Below are 24,018 nucleotides of genomic sequence, written 5' to 3'. Positions count from 1 at the left end.
GAAGTGGGGTCAACGGCGGCGTCGTTGCCGGCGTTCAGGCGCCGAACTTGGGGGTGTGGACCTCGCCGAGCGTGATGTGCACAGCCTGCTGATCGGTGTAGAAATCGATCGAACGGTAGCCGCCCTCATGGCCCAGGCCAGAGGACTTCACGCCCCCGAAGGGGGAACGCAGGTCACGCACGTTATGGCTGTTGAGCCACACCATGCCGGCCTCGACCGCCTGAGCGAAGTTGTGGCTGCGCTTGAGGTCGTTGGTCCACACATAGGCGGCCAGCCCGTACTTGGTGTTGTTCGCCAGTTCCAGGGCCTCCTCCTCGGTATCGAAGGGAGTGATCGCCACGACGGGCCCGAAGATCTCCTCCTGGAAGATCCGCGCGTCGGGGGCCACGTCGACGAAGACCGTCGGGGCGATGTAAGAACCGTTTTCCTGGCCTTCGGGAAGGTCTTCGGGGCGGCCACCGCCGGCCACGAGCCGGCCCTCGGATTTGCCGATCTCGACGTAGGACATGACCTTGTCGTAGTGCTCCGGGTGCACGAGCGCTCCGACCTCGGTGGCGGGATCGTGGGGGTCGCCCACCACGATGTTCTTCGCACGGGCCGCGTAGGCCTCGACGAACTGGTCGTAGATCCCGCGCTGGACCAGGATGCGCGAACCGGCCGTGCAGCGCTCGCCGTTCAGCGAGAAGACCCCGAAGACGGTGGAGTCGATGGCCGCATCGAAGTCCGCGTCGTCGAACACGATGGCGGGGGACTTGCCACCGAGTTCCATCGACATGCCCTTCAGGCCCTCAGCACAGTTGCGGAAGATCGTCTGGCCGGTGGTGGATTCGCCGGTGAAGGAGATCAGCGGGACCTGGGGGTGCTTCACCAGTGCGTCCCCTGCGGATTCGCCGAAGCCGTTGACCAGGTTGAAGACGCCTTCGGGCAAGCCCGCCTCTTCGAAGATCTTCGCCCACAGCGAGGCCGAGAGCGGAGTGAATTCGGCGGGCTTCAGGACCACGGTGCAACCCGAGGCGATGGAGGGGGCCAGCTTCCAGGATTCGAGCATGAACGGGGTGTTCCAGGGGGTGATGAGCCCTGCGACGCCGATCGGCTTGCGGTTCACATAGTTCAACTGTGCCCCGGGGACCTTCAGCGCGCTATCGTGCTGGGCAACGATCAGGTCGGCGAAGAACCGGAAGTTCTCGGCGGCGCGCTGGGCCTGGCCACGCGCCTGGGTGATCGGCAGACCGGTATCGAAGGTCTCCATCTCGGCCAGACGGTCCTCCTGGGCGACGACGGCGTCGGCGATCGCGTAGAGGACCTTGGCCCGGGCGCGGGGCTTCATGGTTGGCCAGGGGCCGTGGGTGAAGGCTTCACGGGCGGCGGCGACAGCTGCGTCGATGTCTGCCTGCTGACCGGAAGCGGCAGTGGCGTAGGTGGTGTTGGTGACCGGGTCGAGGACCTCAAAGGTCTCACCGCCGACGGAATCGACGAACTTCCCGCCAATATAATGCTGCACGTGGGTGGGCAGGTTTTCGGGGACGAAATGCTTGCTCAAGGGGTGTTCCTTCCGTGGACGGATGGTTTAGAGGGCCGACGGCGGTTGGCCGGCGGCTGCGAGGTAGGCGTTGAGGGTGTTGGTGCGGTGGGCGCGGGCCGCTTTTTCGATCTCTTCGGCCGGGGCCCCGGTGGCGAGGAGATCAAGCAGGGCATCATGTTCGGCCACCGAATGATGTGCCCGGCCGGGAATCTGGCCGAAGGACGTCGAACGCATGGCAGCCAATCGGGCCCAGCCACGATGGACGAGGTCCAGGATGTGTGGATTGGGGCAGTTTTCGTAGAGCACCGCATGGAACTGGTTGTTCAGCTCGGTGAAGCGGCGCGGATCAAAGTCCGTGAGTGTCCGGCGCAGGGATTCGTTGATCTCCCGGGCCCGGGCCAGGTCTTCGGTGCTCAGCAGCGGGGCGGCCAGGGCGGTGGCCGCCCCTTCGATGATCGAGAGGGTCTGCATGGTGTGCAGATACAGGTCGGTATCCAGCGAGGCGACGGTGGCCCCGACATTGCGTTCGAAACGGACCAGACCCTCGGCCTCGAGTTTGCGGATCGCCTCCCGCACCGGGACCACACTGCAGCCCAGTTCCGCGGCGATGGTCCCCAGGACCAGGCGGTAGCCAGGTACCAGGGCGCCGGAGGCGATCCGGTCACTGAGCAGGGTGTAGGCCTGCTCGGATTTACTCGTGGCAATCACTCGGTCCTACTTCGGGTCGAGGCCGACGGTGGAACCGCCGGAGGCGATCCAGGCGTCGTACATGGATTTCCAGGCGGCGTTCATCGGGAACAGTCCCTCGACCTGGTGTCCCTGCCGGACCTGTTCGAAGGTGAACTCGTCCTTGCGTTCCTGCTCCATCGCCTCGTCGGCGACCTGCTCGGCCAGTGCCGGCGGGATGACCAGGATGCCGTCGTCGTCGGCGACGATGATGTCCCCCGGCTGCACGGTGGTGCCGCCGCAGGCAATGGTGAGGTCGGTATCCCACGGCACATGCTTGCGGCCCAGGACCGCCGGGTGGGCGCCGCTGTAATAGGCGGGGATCTCCAGTTCGGAGACTGCCGTGAGGTCACGGACCCCACCATCGGTGATGATGGCCGCCGCGCCGCGGACCTGGGCGCGCAGGCCCAGGATATCGCCCAGGGTGCCGGAGCCCTTTTCGCCGCGGGCCTCCATGACCAGGATCTCGCCCTCGTTCACCGAGTCGATGGCCCGCTTCTGGGCGTTGAAGCCACCACCGTGGGACTTGAACAGGTCCTCGCGGTTGGGGACGAAGCGCAGGGTCCGCGCGGTGCCGATGACCTTGCGTCCGGCCTTGGTCGGGTGCAGGCCATCGATCGAGACGTTGTTCAGCCCGTGCTTGCGCAGCGTGGCGGAGATCGTGGCGGTGGCCACGGCGTTCAGCTTCGCCTTGAGCTCATCGGTGAGGACGACGGCAGGAGACTGCTCGGTGGAGTCGTCGGCTGCGGGGGAAAGGGCTCCGGCGGTGGAGGCTGCCTCGCGGGAGCCGTAGGCGTCGATGAGGTCGGTTTCGGAGAGCCGGGGCTGATTCCCGAAGCTGCCCATCGCCGTGGTGCCCTGGGTGACCGGGGTGGACAGCCGGCCGGTGCTCAGGCCCGAGGCCGGGTCGTCGACCTCGACCTCGACGGTATCCCCGGGGACGATGACCGAGGAGCCGGCGGGGGTGCCGGTGAGGATGACGTCCCCGGGTTCCAGCGTCATCAGCTGGGAGAGGTCGGCGACCATGCGGGCGAAGTCGAAGATCAGTCCCGCGGTGGTGTCGTCCTGGACGAGTTCGTCGTTGACCCAGGTGCGGATGCGCAGGTTCGACGGGTCGATGGAGGCCGCCGGCAGAAGGGCCGGGCCGATGGGGGTGAAGCCGTCGCCGGATTTGGAGCGGACGTTGGAGCCTTTATCCGCGTATTTCATGTCGTAGACGCCCAGATCGTTCGACGCGGTGACCCCGCCGACGTGGGCCCAGGCCTGATCGGGGGAGACCCGGCGGGCCGTGGTGCCGATGACCAAGGCGATCTCGCCTTCGAAGGCCAGGGCCTCGGTGCCGGCGGGGCGTTCGACCCCGGTGCCGGAGACCGAAAGCGAGGAAGCGGCCTTCATGAAGTAGGAAGGATGCTCCGGGGTGCGCCCGCGCTGGGCGGCCCGGGAGGCATAGCTGAGGTGGATGGCCAGCACCTTGCCGACCGCGTCGATCATGGACTCGTCGACGGGGACGGTCCCGGCTGCGCCCTGCTCGCCGGTGTTCGCTACGGGGTTCTGCTCCAACGCCACGGTTCCTCCTGTGATGTACGAAATCGTATACGATTCATCATGCCCTGTGGAGCACATCACGTCAAGAGGTGGAGGGGTGTGGTTTGAACGTGTTGGAGACGGCGGAAGGCCGCCCGGTATCCGGGCGGCCTTCCTGTCCGGCATGGGAGGGGCGCCTTAGCCGTCGACGAACTCCACGGCGCTCTGCTTATAGGCCCGCGAGGTCACCGCATTGGCGTGGGTGCGCACCGGCAGGAGCAGCTCGCGGACGTCCGCCTCGGCGCCCTGGTGTTTCCGAGCCAGCTCCACCAGCTGCGGCAGGGTCGCCGCCAGCTCGTCGCGCTCGCCGGCGACGAGCAATACAGGCATCGAGGGCACGGCCTCGGACGGGTCGAACGGCTCTGACTTGATGGCTTCGATCAGGGACAGCATGGAGAACATGTTGTTCGTGGGCACCAGCTGCGCCATGCGCACCAGTTCCGCCGTTGTCGGATCCTCGATCTCGGGTCCGCCGGAGAGGTGTTCCCGGGCAGCGTCGAGGTCGAAGTCCGAGAGCGGGTCGTTGCTCGCCGGTCCGCCCAGGACCAGGCGGTGCACCAGCTGTGGTTGGGTGCCGGCGAACTCCCAGGCCAGACGTGAACCCAGCGAGTAGCCCAAGACGTCCACCCCCGAGGCAGGATCCTCCTCGGCCAGCGGGCGCACGTGGTGGTCCTGCAGGATCTGCAGGATTTCCGCACGGATCCTGCTGGGGGTGTAGGCATCCAGATCATCCGGTGCCGGGCTGAGCCCGTGACCGGGCAAATCCACGGCGATGACCTTGCGGCCGGCGTCGTTCAGGGCGGTGATCCACCCGGTGGCGACCCAGTTCAGCTCGGTGGAGGAGGCGAAGCCGTGGATGAGCAGGACCGGGCGGGCTCCGGAATCATCCCCTGCGGAGAAGATCCGCACGGTCAGGGAGTTCTCGGTGCCCTCGACCCGGTGCTCGGCGTCGTGGTGGGCCGTGGCTGCCGCCGTGCCGTTCTCGGCTGGAGCCACGATTAGTCCTCGTCCAGGTTCGCGCTCAGGCGCACCCGGCGCTTCGGGGCGGCCTCCTGCGGCACGGTGCCCACGATGCCTGCGGTGTCATCGGCCACCTCGAAGACGATGAGTTCCTCACCGACGTTGATCGTGTCACCTGGTTCTCCGTGAATGCGCAGCACTTTGCCGGCCTGCGGGGAGGGCAGCTCGAGTGAGCTCTTGGTCGTTTCGACCTCGACGAGGGGCTGGTTGCGTTCGACCTGGTCGCCGACGGCCACGATCCACTCGAGCACGGTGGCATCGATGAGGCCTTCTCCCAGATCGGGCAGCGGGAAGGAAATTTCAGCCACGGCGGTACTCCAATACTCGTTGAATGCCGAACAGGATGCGGTCGATGTTGGGGATGTACTCATCCTCGAGATCACCTGAGGGATACGGTACGTCGAAACCGGTCACCCGCTCAACGGGTGCCTTGAGGACACCGAAGCAGGATTCGGAGACCAGCTGGGCGACTTCGGCGCCCAGGCCCGCGGTGCGGGGCCCCTCATGAACGACGACGGCGCGTTTGGTTTTGGACACCGAGGCCGCCAGACCGGCGGCGTCGATGGGCTTGAGCCAGCGCAGGTCCAGGACCTCGATGCTGATGCCATCCTCTTCGGCCAGTTCGGCGACCTGCAGGCAGCGAGCCACCATGGCACCCCAGGCAATGAGGGTCAGGTGGCGGCCTTCGCGGGCAATGACCGAACCTTCCAGATCTCCGGGATTCTCGGTGTCGACCTCGCCCTTCTGCCAGTAGCGGGACTTCGGTTCCATGAACATGACCGGATCGGGCATGAGGACCGACTTCTTCAGCAGGTGGTACGCCTGGTGCGGGTTCGACGGGGAGACGACCTTGAGCCCGGGCACGTGGGCGAAGAGCGACTCGAGGGACTCGGTGTGCATTTCGGGGGCGCGGATGCCGCCGAAGGAGGGCACGCGCAGGGTTACCGGCATCGGCAGGGTGCCGCGCGAACGGTAGTTCATCCGGCCCAGCTGGCAGACGATCTGGTTGATCGCCGGGTAGGCGAAACCGTCGAACTGTACTTCGGGGATCGGATGCCAGCCGGCCATGGCCAGCCCGATGGACATGCCCAGGATGCCGGATTCGGCCAGCGGGGTGTCATAGACGCGGCTGCTGCCGTGCTTGGCTTGCAGTCCGTCGGTGATGCGGAAGACACCGCCGAGGCCGCCGACGTCCTCGCCGAAGATCATCGAACGCGGGTCTTCGGTCAACAGTTCGTCCAGGCCGCGGTTCAGGGCCTTCTGCATGGACATTTCGACGACGGTGTTTTCCATCGGACGCTCCTGCACGGTTGCGGTGGCCGGGTTAGACATGTTCGGATTCCTCTCGCCAGTTCGCGGCCTGGGCTGCTAGTGCTTCGGTGGGTTCCTGGAAGACGAAGTCGAACATCTCGGTGCCCGGGCGGGCATCGAGGGCGTCGACGCCGAGACGGACCTGCTCGACGAATTCGCCGGCCTGCTCGCTGATGGCGGCGACGGAGGTGTCATCGAGGGCACCGGCGGCACGCAGGGTGGCTTCGAGACGGTTCAGCGGGTCCTCGCCGCCGTCACGCCGTTCGTCGTCGAGGCTGCGGTAGCGTCCCGGATCATCCGAGGTGGAGTGCGGTCCGCGGCGGTAGGTCATGGCCTCCACCACCGCCGGACCGTTGCCGGCCCTGCCGTGTTCGACGGCGGCACGCACGGCACGGACCACGGCGACGACGTCGTTGCCGTCGACCTGGATCGAGGGGATCGCGTAGCCGGCACCACGGGCGGAGACCGAGCCGCCGGCGACCTGGCGTTCGGTGGGAACCGAGATGGCCCACCCGTTGTTCTGCGTGAAGAAAACCACCGGGGCCTTGAAGACCGAGGCGAAGTTCATGGCCTCGTGAACGTCGCCCTGCGAGCTGGCGCCGTCACCGAAATAGGTCAGGGCCACGTTGCCGGTGCCGTCAACGGTTTGTCCGTGGGCCCAGCCCACGGCGTGCAGCACCGAACCGGCCACGACGGCCTGAATGGGGGCCACATGGGTTTCGGCGGGATTCCACAGGCCACCATGCCAGGAGGCCTTATGGGTGGACATGTAATCCACCATGTCGATCCCTGCGGCCAGAGCGACGCCCATCTCGCGGTAAGTGGGGAAGGCGAAGTCGCGGGTGAAGTCCAGTGCGTAGGCGCTGCCCACCTGGGCTGCCTCCTGGCCTAGTTCCGGGGCATAGCCCGGCAGGATGCCTTGTCGCTGCCAGGCAATGGCGGCGACATCAAGCTGCCGGGTGCGCACCATCAGGCGGTACAGCTCAAGTAGTTCATCGGTGCCGAGCTCGTCGGCGTGCGGCTCAAGCCGGGGTGCATCGGTCATGTTCGACTCCCAGTGGATTCGGTGAGGTGGGCTTGCTGTGACCCTAGTTACCACCTGTTTCATGCGCAATCGCATCAATCAATGACCAACAATCTGCGCAGAGTGTCTACGCTGGTACCGAGTCATCTATACATATTGTCTAGTTAAGGAGCGTCCATGAAAATCGACGCATTGGATGCACGGATCCTGGGGGAGTTCTCCTCGGACCCGCGGATGTCGGTGTTGGAGGCGTCGCGGGTTCTGGGGGTGGCCCGGGCGACGGTGCAGTCGCGGCTGGACAAGCTCACGCGGGAGGGCGTGATCACCGGTTGGGGGCCGCATCTCTCGGCCGAAGGGCTGGGATATCCGGTGCGTGCCTACTGTTCCCTGGCGATCGATCAGGACGCAGGGCACGACGGCGTGGCCGCCGCCCTGTCCCAGGTCCCCGAGGTGCTCGAACTGCATACCGTTTCGGGTGAAAGTGATCTCATGGCCTGCATTGTGGCCACGTCGAACGACGATCTGCAGCGGGTCCTGGACGCGATCATCGCGACCCGGACCGTGCTGCGCAGTTCCTCGTTGGTGGTGCTGAACTCACCGATCCCCTTGCGCATGCTGCCCCTGGCCCGGGCCGCGGCCCAGAGGGGCTGAGCCCTCAGGGTCGCTGGGCCGTTCAGGCCTCCGGCCGCTCCAGCCCCAGATGACCCCGCAACGTGTGAGTCGAGTATTCGGTGCGGTAGAGCCCCCGACGTTGCAACACTGGAACCACCCGGTCCACGAACTCCTCTAGGGAATCAGGCAGCATCGGCGGCATCAGGTTGAAGCCATCGGCAGCGCCCGAGGTGAACCAGCGTTCGATGGAGTCGGCGACCTGCTCCGGGGTCCCCACCATCGTGCAATGGCCGCCGCCGGCAGCGAGTCGACCCAGCAGCTGTCCGACCGTGGGGCGTTCGGCTTCCACGATGCGCAGGATCGTGGCGTACCTGCCCTGTGGGCCGGTGAATTCGCTCGCCGGTGGCAGAGCCGGAACCGGTGCGTCGAGGTCCCACTCGCTGCAATCCTGCCCGATGAACATTCCCAGCTGGGCCAGCGACTGTTCGGTCGGTAGGAGGGCATCCACCTCTGCCTGCCGCGCCAACGCCTCGACTTCGGTGGATCCGAGGTAGGTGACCAGTCCGGGCATGATCGCGACCTTCGACGGGTCCCTGCCTTCGGCGGCAATGCGCTGCTTCAGATCCGCGTAGTAGTCCTGCCCGCTGGCCAGATCGTAGGCCACCGCGTAGATCCCTTCGGCATGGCGTGCCGCTAGCTGGCGACCGGATTCCGAGGCCCCGGCCTGGAACAGGACCGGCCGGCCTTGCGGGCCCCGGGGCACGTTCAGCGGCCCGGCAACACCGAAATGCTCGCCGTCGTGGTTGATGGGCCTGACTTTCTCGGGATCGGCGAAGAACCCCGAACGATCGGCGAGCACCGCGTCATCGGCCCAGGAATCCCAGAGGGCCAGCGCGACGTCGATGAATTCGGCGGCCCGGGCATAACGTTCGGGACTGGCCGGCATGGAATCCATCGAGTGGTTGCGCGCCTCGGCGTCGAACATCGAGGTGACCACATTCCACCCGATGCGCCCGGCGCTGAGGTGATCCAGCGAGGCGAGCATCCTGGCAGCGTGGTACGGGGTGTAGAAGGTCGTGGAGACGGTGGAGATCAGCCCGATGCGGCTGGTGCTCCGCGCCATGGCGGCCAGCGCCGTCAACGGTTCGAAGAACCACCGGGGGCCGGCTGCCGGGTTTCCCGCCGAGTGTCCGTCGGCGAAGAACACGGCATCGAAGAGGCCGGCCTCGGCGGTTTGGGCCAACCGTTCGTAATGCTCGATGCTGCCCAGTTGCTCAACCGCAGAGTCCGGGTGGCGCCACGCTGCCTGGTGGTGCCCGCAGGCGTTGAGGAAGGCGTTGAAATGTAGTTGGCGTGGTGCCGTTTCGGCTGTGTTGATGGGGTGTGTGCTCATCTCTAGTTCATCACCAGTCCGCCGTCGACCACCAGATTCTGCCCGGTGACCGCACGGGCCCAGGGGGAAGCGAAGAACAGGATGGCGTCGGCGAATTCGGCCGGTGTGGTGACCTTGCGCAAGGGGGTGGAGGAGGCGATGAAGTCGAAGACCTCTTCGGGGGTCGCGGCGCTGGCGTCCGTGGTGCGTAGTAGACCACCGGAGACCATGTTCACCGAGACCTGGTGTTGGCCCAGGTCGGCGGCGAGTGTTCGGGTCAGGGCCAGCAGGGCGGCTTTGGAGGCGGTGTAGTCGTGGTACGGGACCACGGGGTTTTGGAAGAGGTTGGTGCCGATGTTGATGATCCGCCCGAAGCCCTGTTTACGCATCCCCGGCAGCGCCGCCTGGGCGGTGTTCAGTGCGCCGCGAACACTACCGGAGAACTGGGTGGTGAACTCCTCCCAACCAATCTCTGCGGCCGAGGATCGGGCCTCGCCATTGAAGGAGAAATCGGCCAGCGCGTTGTTCACCACGGTGGTCACGGGGGAACCGAAATGGGCCTGGGAGGCCACGAGCATGGCGGTGACCTGCGCCGGATCGGTGACATCTGCCTGGACTGCCAGGGCACGGTCGGGCCCCAGACCGGCAGCAAGTTTCTCGGCGGCTTCGGCGGACTGCCGGTAGTTGATGACGACGCGGGCGCCTTGTGCGGCGAAGGCCTGCACGATATGACGGCCCAAACCGCGGGCGCCCCCGGTGACAAGGACAATCTGGTCTGAGAGGTTCATTTGGTCTCGCTTTCATGGCTGCCGAGGGCAGGTGGTGGTGGAAATGAAGGGGATCGTTGCGGGCAGCATCGCCCGGGGGAGAGAGGTGAGGGCCCCGTGAGACACGCGGGGAGCACGGTGGTCGTGCTGTGGTGTCCGACGGTGGAGAGCAGGCTGCGCAGGAGAGGTTTCAGCTGGGCCGCAGCTGGCGGGCAGAGGCTAAACCGCTGGCCGAGAGACGGCACGGCAGGATGCGGAGCGCCAGGGTGGACGCAACCAACGCATGGCGACATCGGGCCGTGGGGTGGCGGTCCGGCAGGACCTTCCAACATGGAGGTTTAGGTGAAGAAGCACCTGCAACATCCCTTCGCTAGTTCGAACTAGATCAGGTTCAACGGGTGTTCTCTCAGCCAGAAATCATGGCACCCCGTGTCACTGCACCACACCCTACACACTTCACGCAGCGATTCGACAACTTCGTGTCCACGTGTACAGTCTGTGCTGAACACGGGAGTCCGGTGAGCCGGGCTGAGAGGAAGCTGATCAAGCTTCGACCGTCGAACCTGATCTGGGTCATGCCAGCGCAGGGAGGCAAAACTCTAAATCCCGTGCCCTGTTCACTCAACAGAAGGGGCACGACAGTGCACTCAATAACGCCGCCATCCACCACGCCACTACCGGCGCGACGACGCTTTTCCTTCGACCTCAAGGACCTGGTGCTCATCGTGGTCCTGGGGGTCGTCTTCGGATTCCTCTACTGGGCGTTGGTCCAGGCATCGGCCGGGCTGACCCTGCTGATGGGCCCGTTCGGGGACCTCTCCTCGCATCTACTCTTCGGCGGGTGGCTCATCGTGGCCCCGATCGCCGTCGCCATCATCAGACGACCCTTCGCCGGGATCCTCGCGGAGGTCATTGCCGGTGGGGTGGAGGTCGTTTTCCTCGGCTCGACGGCAGGACCCATGCTTTTCCTGGTGGCCGCCATCCAAGGTCTGGGCAGCGAACTTCCCTTCGCCCTGCGTCGCTACCGGTCTTTCAGCTGGCTCACCTACGCTTGCTCCGGACTACTCGGAGCAGGATTGGCCTTCGCCGTCTCGGCCTTCCGTTTCGGGTGGTACGGCCAGGATTTCTTTGTCATCCGGCTCATCGTTCAACTGCTCTCCGGGCTCATTCTCGGCGGTCTCCTGGCCCGCAAGACCGTTAACGCCCTGGCTAAAACCGGCGTCGTGGACAACTACGCCATCGGCCGGGACCAGCCAACCGCCGAGGGAGCATGAAACCGGCAAGCACGCCGGTAGTCGTGCTTGAGAACGTGACCGTAACCTACCCCCGAAGGCAGGTGCCGGTCCTGGATCGGGTGACCTTGAGTCTCGAAGCAGGCGAACAGGTCATCATCCTGGGGCCCTCGGGGGCCGGAAAGTCGACGCTTTTAAACCTGATGACCGGGGTCATCCCGCATTCGGTGGCGGCACGGTTCACTGGCCGGGTCCTCGTCGCTGGTCAGGACACCGCTCACACCGGCGTCGCCGAATTGTCACGGACCGTCGGCGTCCTGGCCCAGGACCCCGAATCGGCGATGTGCATGCCCGATGTGCAGCGGGAGATCGCCCTTCCACTGGAGAACCATGCGGTACCCCCACGACAGATCGAGGGCCTGATCGATGAGGTGCTGGAACAGGTCAACGGAGCCAGCCTCAAGGACAGGTCAACACGGCAACTCTCCGGTGGCCAAGGTCAACGGGTTGCCTTGGCGGCCAGTCTGGTCGTGGAGCCGCCGGTGCTGCTGCTCGACGAACCCACCTCGATGCTTGACGCCGAAGGCATCTCCTCGGTGCGCCGGTCCATCGACCGGGCGGTGCACGACCGTGGCCCCGCCGTGGTGCTGGTGGAACACCGCATCGACGAGTATGCGGGAGCCGACGGTGTGGCGGGGCTTCCCGGACGGGCCATCGTGCTCGACGCCGAAGGGGCCCTGATCGCTGACGGCCCCACACGGACCGTGTTAAAACAATCGGCACGCCAGCTCGTGGACGCCGGGTGCTGGACACCGTTGGAAACCGAGCTGCAGGCTGCATGCGGCACCGAAGGCGGTTTGGCATCGCCCATCGTCCGCGAAGAATTGCTGCACTGGGCGGAGGGCCAACCAACGGTTCCGCAGCCGACGCAGGCCACCGACAGCGTGGTCCTCTCAGCCCGGGGCCTCTCGATCACCCGGGCGCCAATCCCTGCCCGGAAACGACGCCGCGAACCCGCGGTGATCAGCCCCCAACTTGAAGGCATCGACCTGGAACTACGCTCCGGGGAGATCGTCGCCCTGTTGGGCGCCAACGGGACGGGCAAGACCAGTCTGTTGCTCGCGCTCGCCGGGCTGCTGCAACCACTTGCCGGCACGATATCGGGGGACCGCCCCGGGCTGGTGTTCCAGAACCCCGAACACCAATTCGTGGCCACCACGGTCCGAGAAGAAGTTGGCCATGGCCTGCCGGCGCTCATCAATGGTCGTCCTGCCCAGGAGAAGATCGATGACCTGCTGGCCGAACACCGGCTGACGCATCTGGCCGCGAGCAACCCGTTCCGACTCTCGGGCGGGGAAAAGCGGCGGCTCAGCGTTGCGGCCATGCTCGCTCATTCCCGCAACGTCCTGTTGGCCGACGAACCGGGTTACGGGTTGGACCGGAAAGCCACCATCTCGATGATGGGAGCCTTCCGGGACGCGGCGGCCGACGGACAGTCGATCCTGTTTTCCAGCCACGATCTACGCAGTGTCGCGAGCCTGGCCCACCGGGGAATCGTCATCGCCGAGGGCACCATCATCGCCGACGGGCCGATTTTTGACGTGCTGGGCGACCGAGACGTCTTGGCCAGGGCAGGGATCGTGCTGCCCCCGCTGCTGGACTGGCTGCTGGGCCTCGGGAAGAGTCCGGAGCAGATCAAGAACATCCTGGATGCTCTGGATCGCGAAGTTGCGCCTGCGGCACGGATGCAGGTGCCCTCGTGAGCGCGGCCCCCTTTCCGTGGGTGGTCACGACCACGCCCTTGGGCCGTCGCAACCCCACCATGAAGCTCGCCCTGCTCTTCGTGGTCTCCTTCGCCTTGCTCTTCGTCTTCGACCCGCTGACCCCGGCCCTGCTCTATCCGTTGGCGCTGGCCGCCGTGCTGATCTGGGGCCGGCCCTCGCCCCGGATGCTGCTGCTGGCCCATATCCCGTTCCTGGGTTTTGCCCTCGGGATGCTCATGATCAATGCCATCACCCGGCCGGGGGAGGAACTCTTCACGGTGCTGGGCCTGCAGGTCAGCGTCGAGGGGGTGAACCTGGGGACTTCCCTGGCCCTGCGCACGTTCGTTCTGGGGGTGTTGTCGATCGGTTTCGTCCTCTCCACCGATGCCGTGGCCCTGACCGACAGCCTGCATCAACAGGCCAGACTGGGTCCGCGTCTCTCCCATGCCGTCCTGGCCGGATACCAGATGCTCCAAGATCTGCCGGGCACCTGGCAGACGATCCGGCAGGCCCATGGGGTGCGGGCTCCCGAGCTGGCTCCGGGGCTGCGTCGCCCCACGATCCGGGAGTTCGGGCATGCCTCCTTCGCCCTGCTCGTGGTCTCGCTGCGCCGGGGTGAGCGCATGGCCCAGTCCATGGAGTCCCGCGGTCTGGGACTGACTCCCCGAACCATCTGGAAGCCCATCAGACTCCAACGAGCGGACTGGATCATGGCTACCGGTGTGCTCAGCGTTTTGGCGGTGGTGTTGGGCCTGGGTGTCGCCGGTGGGTGGATCAGGGGATACTCCGCCCTCTGGGGGTAAGCCCGGACTCGGGCCATGCTCAGCAGGCTCGTCTTCGCTTGGTAGGCTGCTTTCTTGCTCCCCGGTGAGAGGAATGCGGCATGAGCCAGGACCCGAGTACCTTCAGATCCACTGCCCGTGCAGTGAATAACCGCAGTACCAAGGCCAAGACGCTCGCACGCTACCTCTGGGATCGCCACCTGGGACCCGAGGAACTGGCCGTGTACACCGAGCAGGAACTGCGGTCCATCGCCCGGGCTGCAGGAGTGCACCCACCCTCGACCAGCGAGACCTGGGAGGCGACCGCCGAACTGCTCCTCGCCCAACAGGCCTGGCTGGAGAAGCACCCGGGCCACCCCGTGGGGGAGCGGCACTGCCTCGAGGACGCGTGGAAATACGAGCCGGGGTTCGGCGGCTGAGGAATTCGAGTACCCAGGGGCAGTGAACAAGTGTTTCTGCCGCGAAAAACAGGGGGAAGCTTCGCTGGTTCGGGCGATGAAGGGTTCTTAACATTGAGGTAGGGCAGATGTCATCGCAGCAGCCGGTGTCCCAGCGGGGACCAACATGAAACTCGCACCATGTTCAAGGCTACTCCGGGCGTCGAGACGAGGGCATGTTGCACCTCGTCGATGTCCCGGGCCACCGGTACGGTGCCGCCGGATGAGTCCCATCGACCGGCAGCACACCCGAAGCCGCGACCCAGGCAGGGGGCGGATCAGGGGAACCGGTGGCCGGGATGTTGCCTGCGTCCCGGGCCAACGGCCCCGGGTGGGTCGGCGAAGCCGTGCAGTAGCCTCGAAACCATGAGCACGGCAGGCGGGCCCGGAGGATTGCGCAGGCACGCGCCCTTCGTCCGCTTCTGGGCCGCTTCCACCGTCTCGGACTTCGGCACCTACGTCACCTCCGTCGCACTCGCCGTCCTGGTCCTGGTGACCCTGGACGGAAATGCTCAGGATCAGGGGTGGGTTAGTGCCGCACGATGGGCGCCGTACCTGATCTTTGGGCTCGTGGCCGGCATCTGGGTGGATCGCTTCAGCCGACGTCGTGCCCTCATGGTTGCCGACCTGGGGCGGGCGGTCCTGCTGGGGGTGCTGTGTATCGGAGGGGTGTCCGGGTGGCTGTCCGTTTCCGGTGTCATTGCGTTGGTTTTCGGCTTCGGGGCCCTGTCGCTGGTGGGGGATGCCGCTTACCAATCCTTCATCCCGCAGCTGGTGCCCCGGAAGCTGTTGGTGCGGGCCAACGTCCGCCTGGAGCAGAGCGACACGGTGGCCCAGACCGTAGGCGGCGCCGTGGCCGGCAGCCTGGTCGCCGTCCTCACCGCCCCCTGGGCCCTGCTGCTGGACGCCGGCAGCTTCTTGTTCTCCGGGGTCGTGGTCGCCACTTTGCCCGGGCGACCCACGGGGAAGGCCGCTCCGGCCACGAATCACGGTGCGACTCCGAGCCTGCGTGCCCGCGTGGTCGAATCGGTGCGTTGGCTCTATGGGCACTACTACTTGGGCCCGCTGGCCTGGAGCACGCATGTCTGGTTCATCGGATCGGCGATGGTGGGTACGGTCCTGCCGGTGCTCATCCTGCAGACTGCCGGGCTGGGTCCCTTCGATTTGGGGGTGGTTCTCAGCTGCGCGGGCGTCGGAGCAGTGGTGGGCACCAGCGCCTCGGCCCGGTGCGGCGAGCGGTGGGGAACGGGCCGCATCATCGTCCTGTCCCGGGGACTCGAAGTCGTCTCAGTGGTCGCGGTGGCCAGCATCGCCGCGCTGCTGCCGCAGCTGGGGCCCGCGTCGGGAGATCGCGTCACCCTCTTGGTGTGTCTGGGAGCCGCGCAACTGCTCTGGGGCGTGGCCATGGGGGTCGAGAGTCCCTTGGAGATGGGCTTCTGGCAGGGGCTGACGCCCGATGGGATGATCGCCCGGATGACCTCGGTCCGGCGTTCGGCCAACCGAGGCATGATCGTTCTCGGGGCCCCGCTGGGCGGTTTCATCGCCACCTCCGCAGGCGTCGGTACTGCCTTGTGGGTCGCCGCGGGGTTCATTGCAGTGGGCACGGCACTGTTGGGCATCTCCCCGTTCCGCGCCGTGCGCCTAGAAGACGTCATCCTTGACGACGAAGAAACCGCCGGTCAATAAAAGGCGTGGGTCCCGAGGAAAAATACGCGTCATAGGTGTTGGAAATGCCCGTCCACCGACGTATGCTGACTTATTGTCAATTCGACAATAACTCTTAATCGCCTCGGGAAGGAGCAGGGATGGAGTTCGCCAATGTTTCCGAACGCCAAGCCATGAGCCCGGAATTGGCCGTCTCGACGGTGATCTTCGCCCTGCGTGATGAACTCCGGGACGGGGAACCGACCGGACGCCGGACCCTCTGGCTGCCGCTGATCCGCCGGACGCGCGAACCCTTCCGCGGCCAATGGGCGCTGCCGGGTGGCCCGTTGGGCGCCCGGCAAACCCTGCAGGATGCCGCCGCCGGCAACCTCAGGGCCACCACCGGCCTGGCCCCTAGCCACCTCGAACAGCTCTACGCCTTCGGCGGGCTTGACCGGTCCCCGGCACACCGGGTCGTCTCGATCGTCTACTGGGCCCTGGTCCGTGAGGAACATCCCGACGCGCCGCAACTGGTGAAGGACCCCCATGTCGCCTGGTTCCCCGCCCGCGACGAGGCCGTGATCGACGCGCTGGCCTTCGACCATGCCGAGATCGTGCGCTACGCGCTGTGGCGACTGCAGAATAAAGTCGAATACTCTTCGATCGCCCACCGCTTCCTGGGCCCACGCTTCACCCTGGCCCAGGTCCAGGACGTCTACGAGGCCGTCCTGGACCGCCGCCTCGACGCCGCGAACTTCCGCCGCCACCTGCGCGGAGCCTCCGGCATCGAGGCCACCGATGAATACCTGCACGGGGGCAAACACCGCCCACCACGCCTGTACCGGTACGCGGGGGATGCCGCCGTCGTACCTCAAGAGACCACCAACACGGAAGAACAGCGGGATAGATCATGACCAGTGTCAACAGCACCATCCAACAACTGAGCCTGACTCCTGTCGGGGACGGGGCGGACTCAGGGGTCTGCGCCACCGACCTGGTGAAGTCCCCCTGGGACCTCGATACCGGGCTGCGCTCCTATGGGCCCGGTTCCTCCATGGATGACGTCGCCCCGGCCGACACCCCGCAACAAGGGGTGATCCCGGAAAAGTACCGGAATGCGGACGACGCCGAACTCGACGCACGCATCCGCGCCGCCAAGGAAACCCTGGGCGAACGGTTGGTGGTGCTCGGGCACTTCTACCAACGCGACGAGGTCGTCCAGTACGCGGACTTCATCGGTGACTCCTTCCAGCTGGCCAACCAGGCGCTGAACCGCGAGAGGGCCGAATACATCGTGTTCTGCGGGGTGCACTTCATGGCCGAGACCGCCGACATCCTCTCCCAGGACCACCAGCAGGTCATCCTGCCCAACCTGGCCGCCGGCTGCTCGATGGCCGATATGGCCGATGAGTCCTCTGTGGAGGAGTGCTGGGAACAACTCGAAGACCTCTACGGCACCGAACCCGACGCCGCGGGGCGGGTCCCGGTGATTCCGGTGACCTATATGAACTCCTCGGCGGCCCTGAAGTCCTTCGTCGGCCGGAACGGCGGGATCGTGTGCACCTCATCCAATGCCACGACCGTGTTGGAATGGGCGTTCGAACGCGGCCAGCGCGTGCTGTTCTTCCCCGACCAGCACCTGGGCCGGAACACCGCCAAGGCCATGGGCATCCCCCTGGAGCAGATGCCACTGTGGTCACCGGCCAAACCCCTGGGCGGGAACACCGCCGAGGAACTGGCCGAGGCGAAGGTCCTGCTCTGGCATGGTTTCTGCTCGGTCCACCGCAGGTTCAACACCGGTCAGATTGACAAGGCGCGGGCCGAATACCCGGGAGTGAACGTCATCGTCCACCCCGAATGCCCCATGGAGGTCGTCGACGCCGCCGACTCGGCAGGGTCCACCGACTTCATCCAGAAGGCCATCGCCGCCGCCACGGAACCGACCACCTTTGCGATCGGCACCGAGATCAACATGGTCAACCGGCTTGCCGACCAGTACCCGCAGCACAGAATCTTCTGCCTCGACCCGGTGATCTGCCCCTGCTCCACGATGTACCGGATCCACCCGGGCTACCTGGCCTGGGTCCTGGACGAACTCGTTGCCGGACGCGTGGTCAACCAGATTTCCGTCCCCGAAACCGTGGCGTCCAACGCCCGGGTGGCCCTGGAACGGATGCTGGCGGCCCGCCCATGAGAAGCCCCGCAGTGAAGAAACCGCTGCACCTGGTGATCGTGGGGTCTGGGGTCGCGGGACTCTATGCAGCGATCACCGCCGTCGAACACGGCCACCAGGTCACCCTGCTCACCAAGGACGCGCTGGCCGACTCGAACAGCTGGTACGCCCAGGGTGGGGTCGCCGCCGTCGGGCCCCGGGGGACATCCCGCGGGGATGAGGTGGCCAGCCATATCGAGGACACCCTCACCGCAGGGGCCCGGCTGAACGACCCGGCCGCGGTCCGGGCCGTGTGCTCCTCCGCCTGGGAACATATCGAAGCGTTGATCGGGCTGGGAACCACTTTCGACGCCGACCCCGCGGGGGACCATCCTGCCCTGGGGCTCGAGGCCGCCCACACCCACCCCCGCATCCTGCACGCCGGAGGAGACGCCACCGGGAAGGTGATCGCCTCCACCCTGATCGGTGTCTGCCGCCGATTGGCCGGACAGGGGAGCCTGCGCATCCTCGAGGACGCCTTCGTCACCGACCTGGTGGACGACGACGGTGTCATCACCGGGGTGCACTACCTCCAGGCCGGGCAATGCCACCGACTTCAGGCCGACGTAGTGCTCCTGGCGACCGGGGGGATCGGCTCACTGTATGAATGGACCACCAACCCCGCGGGGGCCACCGGTGACGGGGCCGCCTTGGCGTGGAGGGCAGGAGCCCTGGTGGTGGATGCCGAGTTCGTCCAGTTCCACCCCACCCTGGTGCGCGCCGGCAGGTTCATGGTCTCCGAAGCCGTCAGGGGAGAGGGTGCGGTACTCATTGACGGCAACGGGCGACGCTTCATGGAAGAGGTGCACCCGGCGGCCGAACTGGCTCCCCGCGACGTGGTTGCCCGGGCCATTCATTACGTCTACGCCATGGGTGGCCAGGTGTTCCTGGACGCCCGGGCCGTGGAGGCAGCGAAGGGACGGGGGTACCTGGCCCGGAGGTTCCCCTCCATCACCACCCGGTTGGCCGCCCTGGGCCTGGACCTGGCCGTCCAACCGGTCCCGGTCACCGAGGCCCAGCACTATTGGATGGGCGGGGTCTACGCCGACGCCAGGGGGCGCACCACCGTCCCCGGACTGCGGGTCGCGGGGGAGACGGCCTGCACCGGAACCCATGGAGCCAACCGGCTCGCCTCCAATTCCCTGCTCGAAGCACTCGTGCACGGCTTCGCCGCGGCCTCCACCCTGGGGGCCGCAGACGCCCGGCAGGCCTCCACTCCCATCGAATTCGAATATGTGTTCGAACTTGATGGGGGGTGTAGAGAAACGCCGGCCGTTCCGCTGACCCGGGAAGGGCTCCAGGACCTGGCCACCGCCCAGCTGGGCGTGGAACGCACCGGGGAGGGCTTGTCCCAGGCCGCAACAACACTGGCCGGTGCCCTGGCCGGGTCGGGGGCCGCCACGCGGGAGGAGGCGGAGCTGCGCAACCTGATCACCGTGGGGCGCCTCATCGCCGAAGCCGCCCTGGCCCGCACCACCTCCATCGGCGCCCACTACCGCACCGATACCCCCGATGCCGTGACCCACGGGCCACGGGTGCGGACCGGCTTCGTCCGGGCAGCCCCGACACCGCCGCCACCCTTCACCGGCACCGGGGCAGAGGACAACCACCTGCTGCTCACCGGCACCCCCAACTCCTGAGGAACGAATGACCACTGTGCACCACGGACCCACCCCCGCGGCCCCTTCAGTCGCCGTGACCGAACCGATGCCCGTGCCGCAACGCGTCGTGGAGAACATCGTCGAAGCCGCGCTCGCCGAAGACAACCCCACCGGCGACCTGACCGGTAATGTCCTGCTGCCCGCAGATGCCACGGCAACCGCCGACGTGATCGCCAGGGAACCGGGCATCGCCAGCGGCTTGGGGGTCTTCGCCACCACCATGGTCTTGACCGACCCGGCCATCACCGTGGACCTCGCGCTCGCCGATGGGCAGCCCTTTGCCGCCGGAGACGTTCTGGCCACCGTCAGTGGGTCGGCCCGTTCGGTGCTTGCCGGTGAACGCGTCGCGTTGAACCTGCTCCAACGCCTCTCGGGGATCGCCACCCTCACCCGAGCCTTCGTCGACGCCGCCGTAGGGACGTCGGCGAGGATCGCCGACACCCGCAAAACCACCCCCGGGCTGCGCGCCCTGGAACGCTATGCGGTGCGCTGCGGCGGGGGGCATAACCACCGTGGGTCGCTCTCCGAGGCAGTGATGGCCAAGGACAACCATCTGGCTCTGCTGGGTACCGGTGCCGAGCTGACGGCGGCCCTGACCGCAGCCCGGGCCCGGCTCGGACATACCGTGCACTTCGAGGTGGAAATTGATGGGCTCGACCAGCTCGACGCGGTGCTGAACGCCGGGGTGGATACGATCATGCTCGATAACTTCACCCCGGCCGACCTCATCGAAGGCGTCCGCCGCATCAACGGTGCCGCCTACGTGGAGGCCTCGGGGAACGTCACGTTGGAAACCGTCGCCGAACTGGCAGCCACCGGGGTCGACGTCATCTCCTCCGGTGCGCTCACCCATTCGGTCAGGTCCCTGGATCTGGGGCTCGATGTCCGCATCGGCGGCGCCGCAGCCACCACCGCCGCTACCGACGCCGTGGCAGGGCAGGGAACGGTGCGGGCGTGATCTACCTCGACGCCGCAGCCACCACACCGGTGAAGCAGGAAATCCTCGAACTGATCTGGCCGCTGATGGCTCGCGATTTCGGTAACCCCTCCAGCACCCACTCTCTCGGGGAGACCGCTGCCCGGGCCCTGACCTATGCCCGCACGACGGCGGCCAGCACCCTGGGGGTGCGCACCGGGGACATCGTGTTCACCTCGGGCGGCACCGAGGCGAACAACCTGGCGATCATTGGTCTGGCCCTGGCCAACCCGCGCGGCAGGCACGTGGTGCGTTCCGCCATCGAACATTCCTCGGTTCGTGAAGCCTGCGACTACCTGCACCGTCACCACGGGTTCAGCATCGACGTCGTCCCCGTGGGTTCCGAGGGCCTGGTGGATCCCGCGGTGCTCTCCGGGCTGCTGCGCGAGGACACGACACTGGTCACGGTCATGTCGGTCAATAACGAAATCGGGACCATCCAACCCCTGGCCGAGATTTCGGCAGCCGCCCGAGCCGTCGGAGCGCTGATGCATAGCGACGTCGTCCAGGCCGCCAGCTGGTTGCCCCTGGTCGAACTGGCCCAGCACCTGGACGCCCTCAGCATCTCGGGTCATAAGCTCGGCGGGATGAAGGGGGCCGGGCTGGCCATGATCCGCGGGAAACTGGCCGTGGAACCTGGACTGCACGGTGGCGGGCAGGAACGCGGACGCCGTTCGGGAACCGAAAACGTGGCCGGCGCCGTTTCCACGGCTACCGCACTACGGTTGGCCACCTCGGCGGTGGCGGGCTTCGAGGACTCCCGAACCAAGGCAAACTATCTGATCGATACCGTCTTGGAAGGACTCAACACCGGAAGGCGCCCCGGGGAGGAGGCAGCGGTGCTCACCGGAGACCGCCAGCAGCGGGTGCCGGGCATCGTCTCCTTCACCTTCCCCGGGGCCAACGGGGAAACGGTCCTGCTGGAACTTGAACGGCGCGGCATCATCTGTTCCTCGGGGTCGGCCTGCGCCGCCGGATCCACCGAACCCTCACCGGTTCTGCTGGGGTTGGGGCTGGACCCCGATCTGGCCCGCACCGCTGTCCGGTTGAGCTTCACCGCCGAGACCACCGACGTGCAACTGACCACAGCGGCCCGCGCCGTCATCGCGGCGGTGCAAACAGTGACCGACACAGGCCCCCACATTGCCGCGCCCACCTCGGAGGCGTAGTTTAAAAGTATCGACCGTTTCCGCACACTAGGTGCGGCGACGGCTCCGAATTGCATGACGAAGAGACTCCCGGATCAGCCGGCCGCCTCTTCCACCGGTGGAAGGGAGCCTGCCATGGCAACGAATAATACGACAACGAAGAGCCGTGACCGCACGGGCATCGTCTGGTTTGTGCTGGGAATCGTGATCATGGCGATCTACGGGATCTCAGCAGTGCTGGTGCAGAACCCCTTCGTGGACCAGACCCATACCTCGCTCTGGCTCGGAGTTATCGTCGGCCTCGTCATGGTGATCTTCGGGGTCATCGGGATGACGAAGCGCCGCCACCCGGGACACTACTAAACCAGGCATCCCCGCGACGCCGGACCCCGGTCGACTGGGCCTGGTCCTAGGCCCGGTCGGTGTGATGGGCACCGAGTGGCCGGTGCTGGCGGGACCGGAGTCCGCGGTCTGCTAGGGACCATATGAATGGTGGCGCGTGGAGAAGCCGGGTGCCTGGCTTCAGCGCCCCGGCCGTGGGAGCTGTTGAGTGGAGGCTGTTCAGCGGGCGACTTCGACGCCGACCCGCCCGTTCTCCACGCTCCAGCGTTGGTCCAGACTCACGTTCTCCAGGAGCCGTCGGTCGTGGGTGACCAGCAGGAGCGCCCCGGTGTAGGACTCCAACGCCTCCTCGAGTTGTTCGATGGCTGCCAGGTCCAGATGGTTGGTCGGTTCGTCCAGGACCAGCAGGTTCACCCCGCGCGCCTGCAAGAGTGCCAGTGACGCCCGGGTCCGTTCGCCGGGGGAGAGGTCGCCCACCAGGCTGGCCGTCTGATCGGCCTTTAAGCCGAATTTGGCCAGGAGGGTCCTGATCTGCCCGGACCCCATCTCCGGGACCACTTGTTCGAAGGCTGCCCCCAAGTCCAGGGACTCGTCCAGCTGCCCGCGGGCCTGGTCGATTTCGCCGATCGCCACGCTGGCACCCAACGACGCCGTCCCCGACTCGGGGGCGGTGGATCCCAAGAGCAGGCGCAACAGCGTGGACTTTCCTGCACCGTTGGGCCCGGTGATACCGATCCGGTCCCCGGCATTGACCTGGAGCGAGACCGGCCCGAAGGTGAAGGACCCCTGGGTGAGTACCACGTCGTTGAGCGTGGCCACCACCGAGGAGGAGCGGGGGGCGGTGCCGATGGAGAACTGCAGCACCCATTCCTTGCGCGGCTCCTCCACCTCGTCCAGCCGGGCGATGCGCGACTCCATTTGTCTGACCTTCTGCGCCTGCTTCTCCGACGACTCGGCGCTGGCCCGACGACGAATTTTGTCGTTATCGGGTGCCTTGCGCATCGCGTTACGTACCCCCTGGGAGGACCATTCGCGTTGGGTCCTGGCCCGGGAGACCAGATCCGACTTCTTCTCGGCGAACTCGTCGTAGGCTTCGCGGGCATGACGGCGGGCGACCTCGCGTTCGGCGAGATAGGCGTCATAGCCACCGTCGTAGACCGAGACCTTCTGCTGCGGCAGATCCAGTTCCACGATCCGGGTCACACAGCGGGAGAGGAATTCGCGGTCGTGGGACACCAGCACGACGCCGGTGCGCAGCCCCCGCACGAAGGCTTCCAACCGTTCCAGCCCGGACAGGTCCAGGTCGTTGGTGGGTTCGTCGAGGAGGACCAGGTCGAAGCGGCTCAGCAGTAGCGCCGCCAGCCCTACTCGTGCCGCCTGACCGCCGGAGAGCGACGTCATCAAGGCCGTGGGGTCCACCAGCAGGCCCAGTTCGGCGAGCACCGGGGCGATTCTGTCTTCGAGATCGGCGGCGCCGGAGGCCATCCAATGGTCGAAGGCCGCGGAGTACGCGTCGTCGGCGCCGCGGATGCCGGAACCGAGTGCCTCTGCAGTGGATTCCATGTCCGCGGTGGCCTGAGCACAACCGGTCCGTCGGGCCAGATAGGCGGCGATGCTTTCGCCCCGGAGGCGTTCGTGCTCCTGGGGCAGCCAGCCAATGAAGGCCCCCTGTGGGGATGCGGCCACCGATCCGCCCTGAGGAGTGTCGAGGCCGGCGAGCAGACGCAGCAGCGTGGATTTACCGGCCCCGTTGGCGCCGACCACCCCCACGACGTCGCCGGGCGCAACGGTGAAGTTCAGATCCGAAAACAGGGTGCGGTGGGCATGGCCTCCGGAGAGGTCCTTGGCCACGAGGTGGGCGCTCATCCCACCATTCTAAGGAC

22 protein-coding genes and 2 riboswitches are annotated in these 24,018 nt (G+C 66.5%); of the genes, 12 read left to right on the top strand and 10 right to left on the bottom strand.

Annotation, left to right across the window (positions count from 1 at the left end):
* Window positions 1–34: 34 nt before the first annotated feature.
* The 7 genes from hpaE to CIK75_RS07955 all read right to left on the bottom strand — a co-directional run bounded on the left by hpaE (window position 35) and on the right by CIK75_RS07955 (window position 7,208).
* Window positions 35–1,540 carry a 5-carboxymethyl-2-hydroxymuconate semialdehyde dehydrogenase gene (hpaE, locus tag CIK75_RS07985; protein ID WP_096223567.1) on the bottom strand — a complete coding sequence of 502 codons (1,506 nt, stop codon included), beginning with the start codon at window positions 1,538–1,540 and terminating at the stop codon, window positions 35–37.
* A gap of 27 nt (window positions 1,541–1,567) precedes the next feature.
* Window positions 1,568–2,227 carry a GntR family transcriptional regulator gene (locus CIK75_RS07980; protein ID WP_086998746.1) on the bottom strand — a complete coding sequence of 220 codons (660 nt, stop codon included), beginning with the start codon at window positions 2,225–2,227 and terminating at the stop codon, window positions 1,568–1,570.
* Window positions 2,228–2,236: 9 nt separating this feature from the next.
* On the bottom strand, window positions 2,237–3,808 hold the full coding sequence (locus tag CIK75_RS07975; RefSeq protein WP_256382354.1) for a fumarylacetoacetate hydrolase family protein: 1,572 nt from the start codon (window positions 3,806–3,808) through the stop codon (window positions 2,237–2,239).
* Window positions 3,809–3,970: 162 nt separating this feature from the next.
* Window positions 3,971–4,747: an alpha/beta fold hydrolase gene (locus tag CIK75_RS07970; RefSeq protein WP_241895374.1), complete on the bottom strand. Its 777-nt coding sequence runs from the start codon at window positions 4,745–4,747 to the stop codon at window positions 3,971–3,973.
* A gap of 83 nt (window positions 4,748–4,830) precedes the next feature.
* A complete protein-coding gene (locus tag CIK75_RS07965; protein ID WP_086998474.1) occupies window positions 4,831–5,160 on the bottom strand; it encodes a biotin/lipoyl-containing protein in 330 nt (109 codons plus the stop codon).
* Entirely contained in the window at window positions 5,153–6,184 is a 1,032-nt protein-coding gene (locus tag CIK75_RS07960) for an alpha-ketoacid dehydrogenase subunit beta (RefSeq protein ID WP_198962409.1), read from the bottom strand. The genes CIK75_RS07965 and CIK75_RS07960 overlap by 8 nt, the downstream gene beginning before the upstream one ends.
* Entirely contained in the window at window positions 6,177–7,208 is a 1,032-nt protein-coding gene (locus CIK75_RS07955; RefSeq protein WP_096223563.1) for a thiamine pyrophosphate-dependent enzyme, read from the bottom strand. The genes CIK75_RS07960 and CIK75_RS07955 overlap by 8 nt, the downstream gene beginning before the upstream one ends.
* A 156-nt stretch (window positions 7,209–7,364) precedes the next feature.
* On the opposite strand from CIK75_RS07955, the gene CIK75_RS07950 reads away from it, so the two are divergent.
* Window positions 7,365–7,838, top strand: a complete 474-nt coding sequence (locus CIK75_RS07950) for an Lrp/AsnC family transcriptional regulator (RefSeq protein ID WP_086998483.1) — start codon at window positions 7,365–7,367, stop codon at window positions 7,836–7,838.
* A 22-nt stretch (window positions 7,839–7,860) separates the two neighbouring features.
* On the opposite strand, the gene CIK75_RS07945 is transcribed toward CIK75_RS07950, so the two are convergent.
* Together CIK75_RS07945 and CIK75_RS07940 are read right to left on the bottom strand one after the other, a co-directional pair.
* Complete coding sequence (locus tag CIK75_RS07945) at window positions 7,861–9,192, bottom strand: LLM class flavin-dependent oxidoreductase (RefSeq protein WP_096223562.1); 1,332 nt, start codon at window positions 9,190–9,192, stop codon at window positions 7,861–7,863.
* Between the two features lie 2 nt (window positions 9,193–9,194).
* On the bottom strand, window positions 9,195–9,959 hold the full coding sequence (locus tag CIK75_RS07940; protein ID WP_086998489.1) for a 3-oxoacyl-ACP reductase: 765 nt from the start codon (window positions 9,957–9,959) through the stop codon (window positions 9,195–9,197).
* A 324-nt stretch (window positions 9,960–10,283) separates the two neighbouring features.
* Window positions 10,284–10,378, bottom strand: a riboswitch (TPP riboswitch).
* Between the two features lie 57 nt (window positions 10,379–10,435).
* Window positions 10,436–10,545: riboswitch (TPP riboswitch) on the top strand.
* A 34-nt stretch (window positions 10,546–10,579) separates the two neighbouring features.
* On the opposite strand from CIK75_RS07940, the gene CIK75_RS07935 reads away from it, so the two are divergent.
* From CIK75_RS07935 to CIK75_RS07885, 11 genes are all read left to right on the top strand, one after another.
* Window positions 10,580–11,212 (top strand): ECF transporter S component, encoded by a 633-nt coding sequence (locus CIK75_RS07935; protein ID WP_241895363.1) that lies wholly within the window; start codon window positions 10,580–10,582, stop codon window positions 11,210–11,212.
* Between the two features lie 35 nt (window positions 11,213–11,247).
* On the top strand, window positions 11,248–12,933 hold the full coding sequence (locus CIK75_RS07930) for an ATP-binding cassette domain-containing protein (RefSeq protein ID WP_158225925.1): 1,686 nt from the start codon (window positions 11,248–11,250) through the stop codon (window positions 12,931–12,933).
* Entirely contained in the window at window positions 12,930–13,736 is an 807-nt protein-coding gene (locus tag CIK75_RS07925; protein WP_086998495.1) for an energy-coupling factor transporter transmembrane component T, read from the top strand. The genes CIK75_RS07930 and CIK75_RS07925 overlap by 4 nt, the downstream gene beginning before the upstream one ends.
* Before the next feature lie 80 nt (window positions 13,737–13,816).
* Window positions 13,817–14,134, top strand: coding sequence for a hypothetical protein (locus CIK75_RS07920; protein ID WP_086998498.1), 318 nt, complete (start codon window positions 13,817–13,819; stop codon window positions 14,132–14,134).
* A 384-nt stretch (window positions 14,135–14,518) separates the two neighbouring features.
* The gene (locus tag CIK75_RS07915) at window positions 14,519–15,838 is read left to right on the top strand and encodes an MFS transporter (protein WP_158225924.1); all 1,320 of its coding nucleotides are present in this window, start codon (window positions 14,519–14,521) and stop codon (window positions 15,836–15,838) included.
* Window positions 15,839–15,957: 119 nt separating this feature from the next.
* Window positions 15,958–16,710, top strand: coding sequence for an NUDIX domain-containing protein (locus tag CIK75_RS07910; protein WP_096223561.1), 753 nt, complete (start codon window positions 15,958–15,960; stop codon window positions 16,708–16,710).
* Window positions 16,707–17,990, top strand: a complete 1,284-nt coding sequence (nadA, locus tag CIK75_RS07905) for a quinolinate synthase NadA (RefSeq protein WP_096223560.1) — start codon at window positions 16,707–16,709, stop codon at window positions 17,988–17,990. The genes CIK75_RS07910 and nadA overlap by 4 nt, the downstream gene beginning before the upstream one ends.
* Window positions 17,987–19,648, top strand: coding sequence for an L-aspartate oxidase (gene nadB / locus CIK75_RS07900; RefSeq protein ID WP_096223559.1), 1,662 nt, complete (start codon window positions 17,987–17,989; stop codon window positions 19,646–19,648). The genes nadA and nadB overlap by 4 nt, the downstream gene beginning before the upstream one ends.
* Before the next feature lie 67 nt (window positions 19,649–19,715).
* On the top strand, window positions 19,716–20,627 hold the full coding sequence (gene nadC / locus CIK75_RS07895) for a carboxylating nicotinate-nucleotide diphosphorylase (protein ID WP_096223663.1): 912 nt from the start codon (window positions 19,716–19,718) through the stop codon (window positions 20,625–20,627).
* Window positions 20,624–21,814 carry a cysteine desulfurase family protein gene (locus tag CIK75_RS07890; protein WP_096223558.1) on the top strand — a complete coding sequence of 397 codons (1,191 nt, stop codon included), beginning with the start codon at window positions 20,624–20,626 and terminating at the stop codon, window positions 21,812–21,814. The genes nadC and CIK75_RS07890 overlap by 4 nt, the downstream gene beginning before the upstream one ends.
* Before the next feature lie 114 nt (window positions 21,815–21,928).
* Window positions 21,929–22,156 (top strand): hypothetical protein, encoded by a 228-nt coding sequence (locus CIK75_RS07885; protein ID WP_096223557.1) that lies wholly within the window; start codon window positions 21,929–21,931, stop codon window positions 22,154–22,156.
* Between the two features lie 198 nt (window positions 22,157–22,354).
* Here the strand turns inward: CIK75_RS07885 and CIK75_RS07880 are convergent, their stop codons facing one another.
* A complete protein-coding gene (locus tag CIK75_RS07880; protein WP_096223556.1) occupies window positions 22,355–24,001 on the bottom strand; it encodes an ABC-F family ATP-binding cassette domain-containing protein in 1,647 nt (548 codons plus the stop codon).
* Window positions 24,002–24,018 lie beyond the last annotated feature (17 nt).

Source organism: Glutamicibacter sp. BW78 (assembly GCF_002332245.1).
GTDB classification, from domain to species: Bacteria; Actinomycetota; Actinomycetes; order Actinomycetales; family Micrococcaceae; genus Arthrobacter_H; species Arthrobacter_H rhombi_A.
Note: the sequence above shows the minus strand (reverse complement) of the source record. Positions and strands in the feature narration are given on the sequence as shown.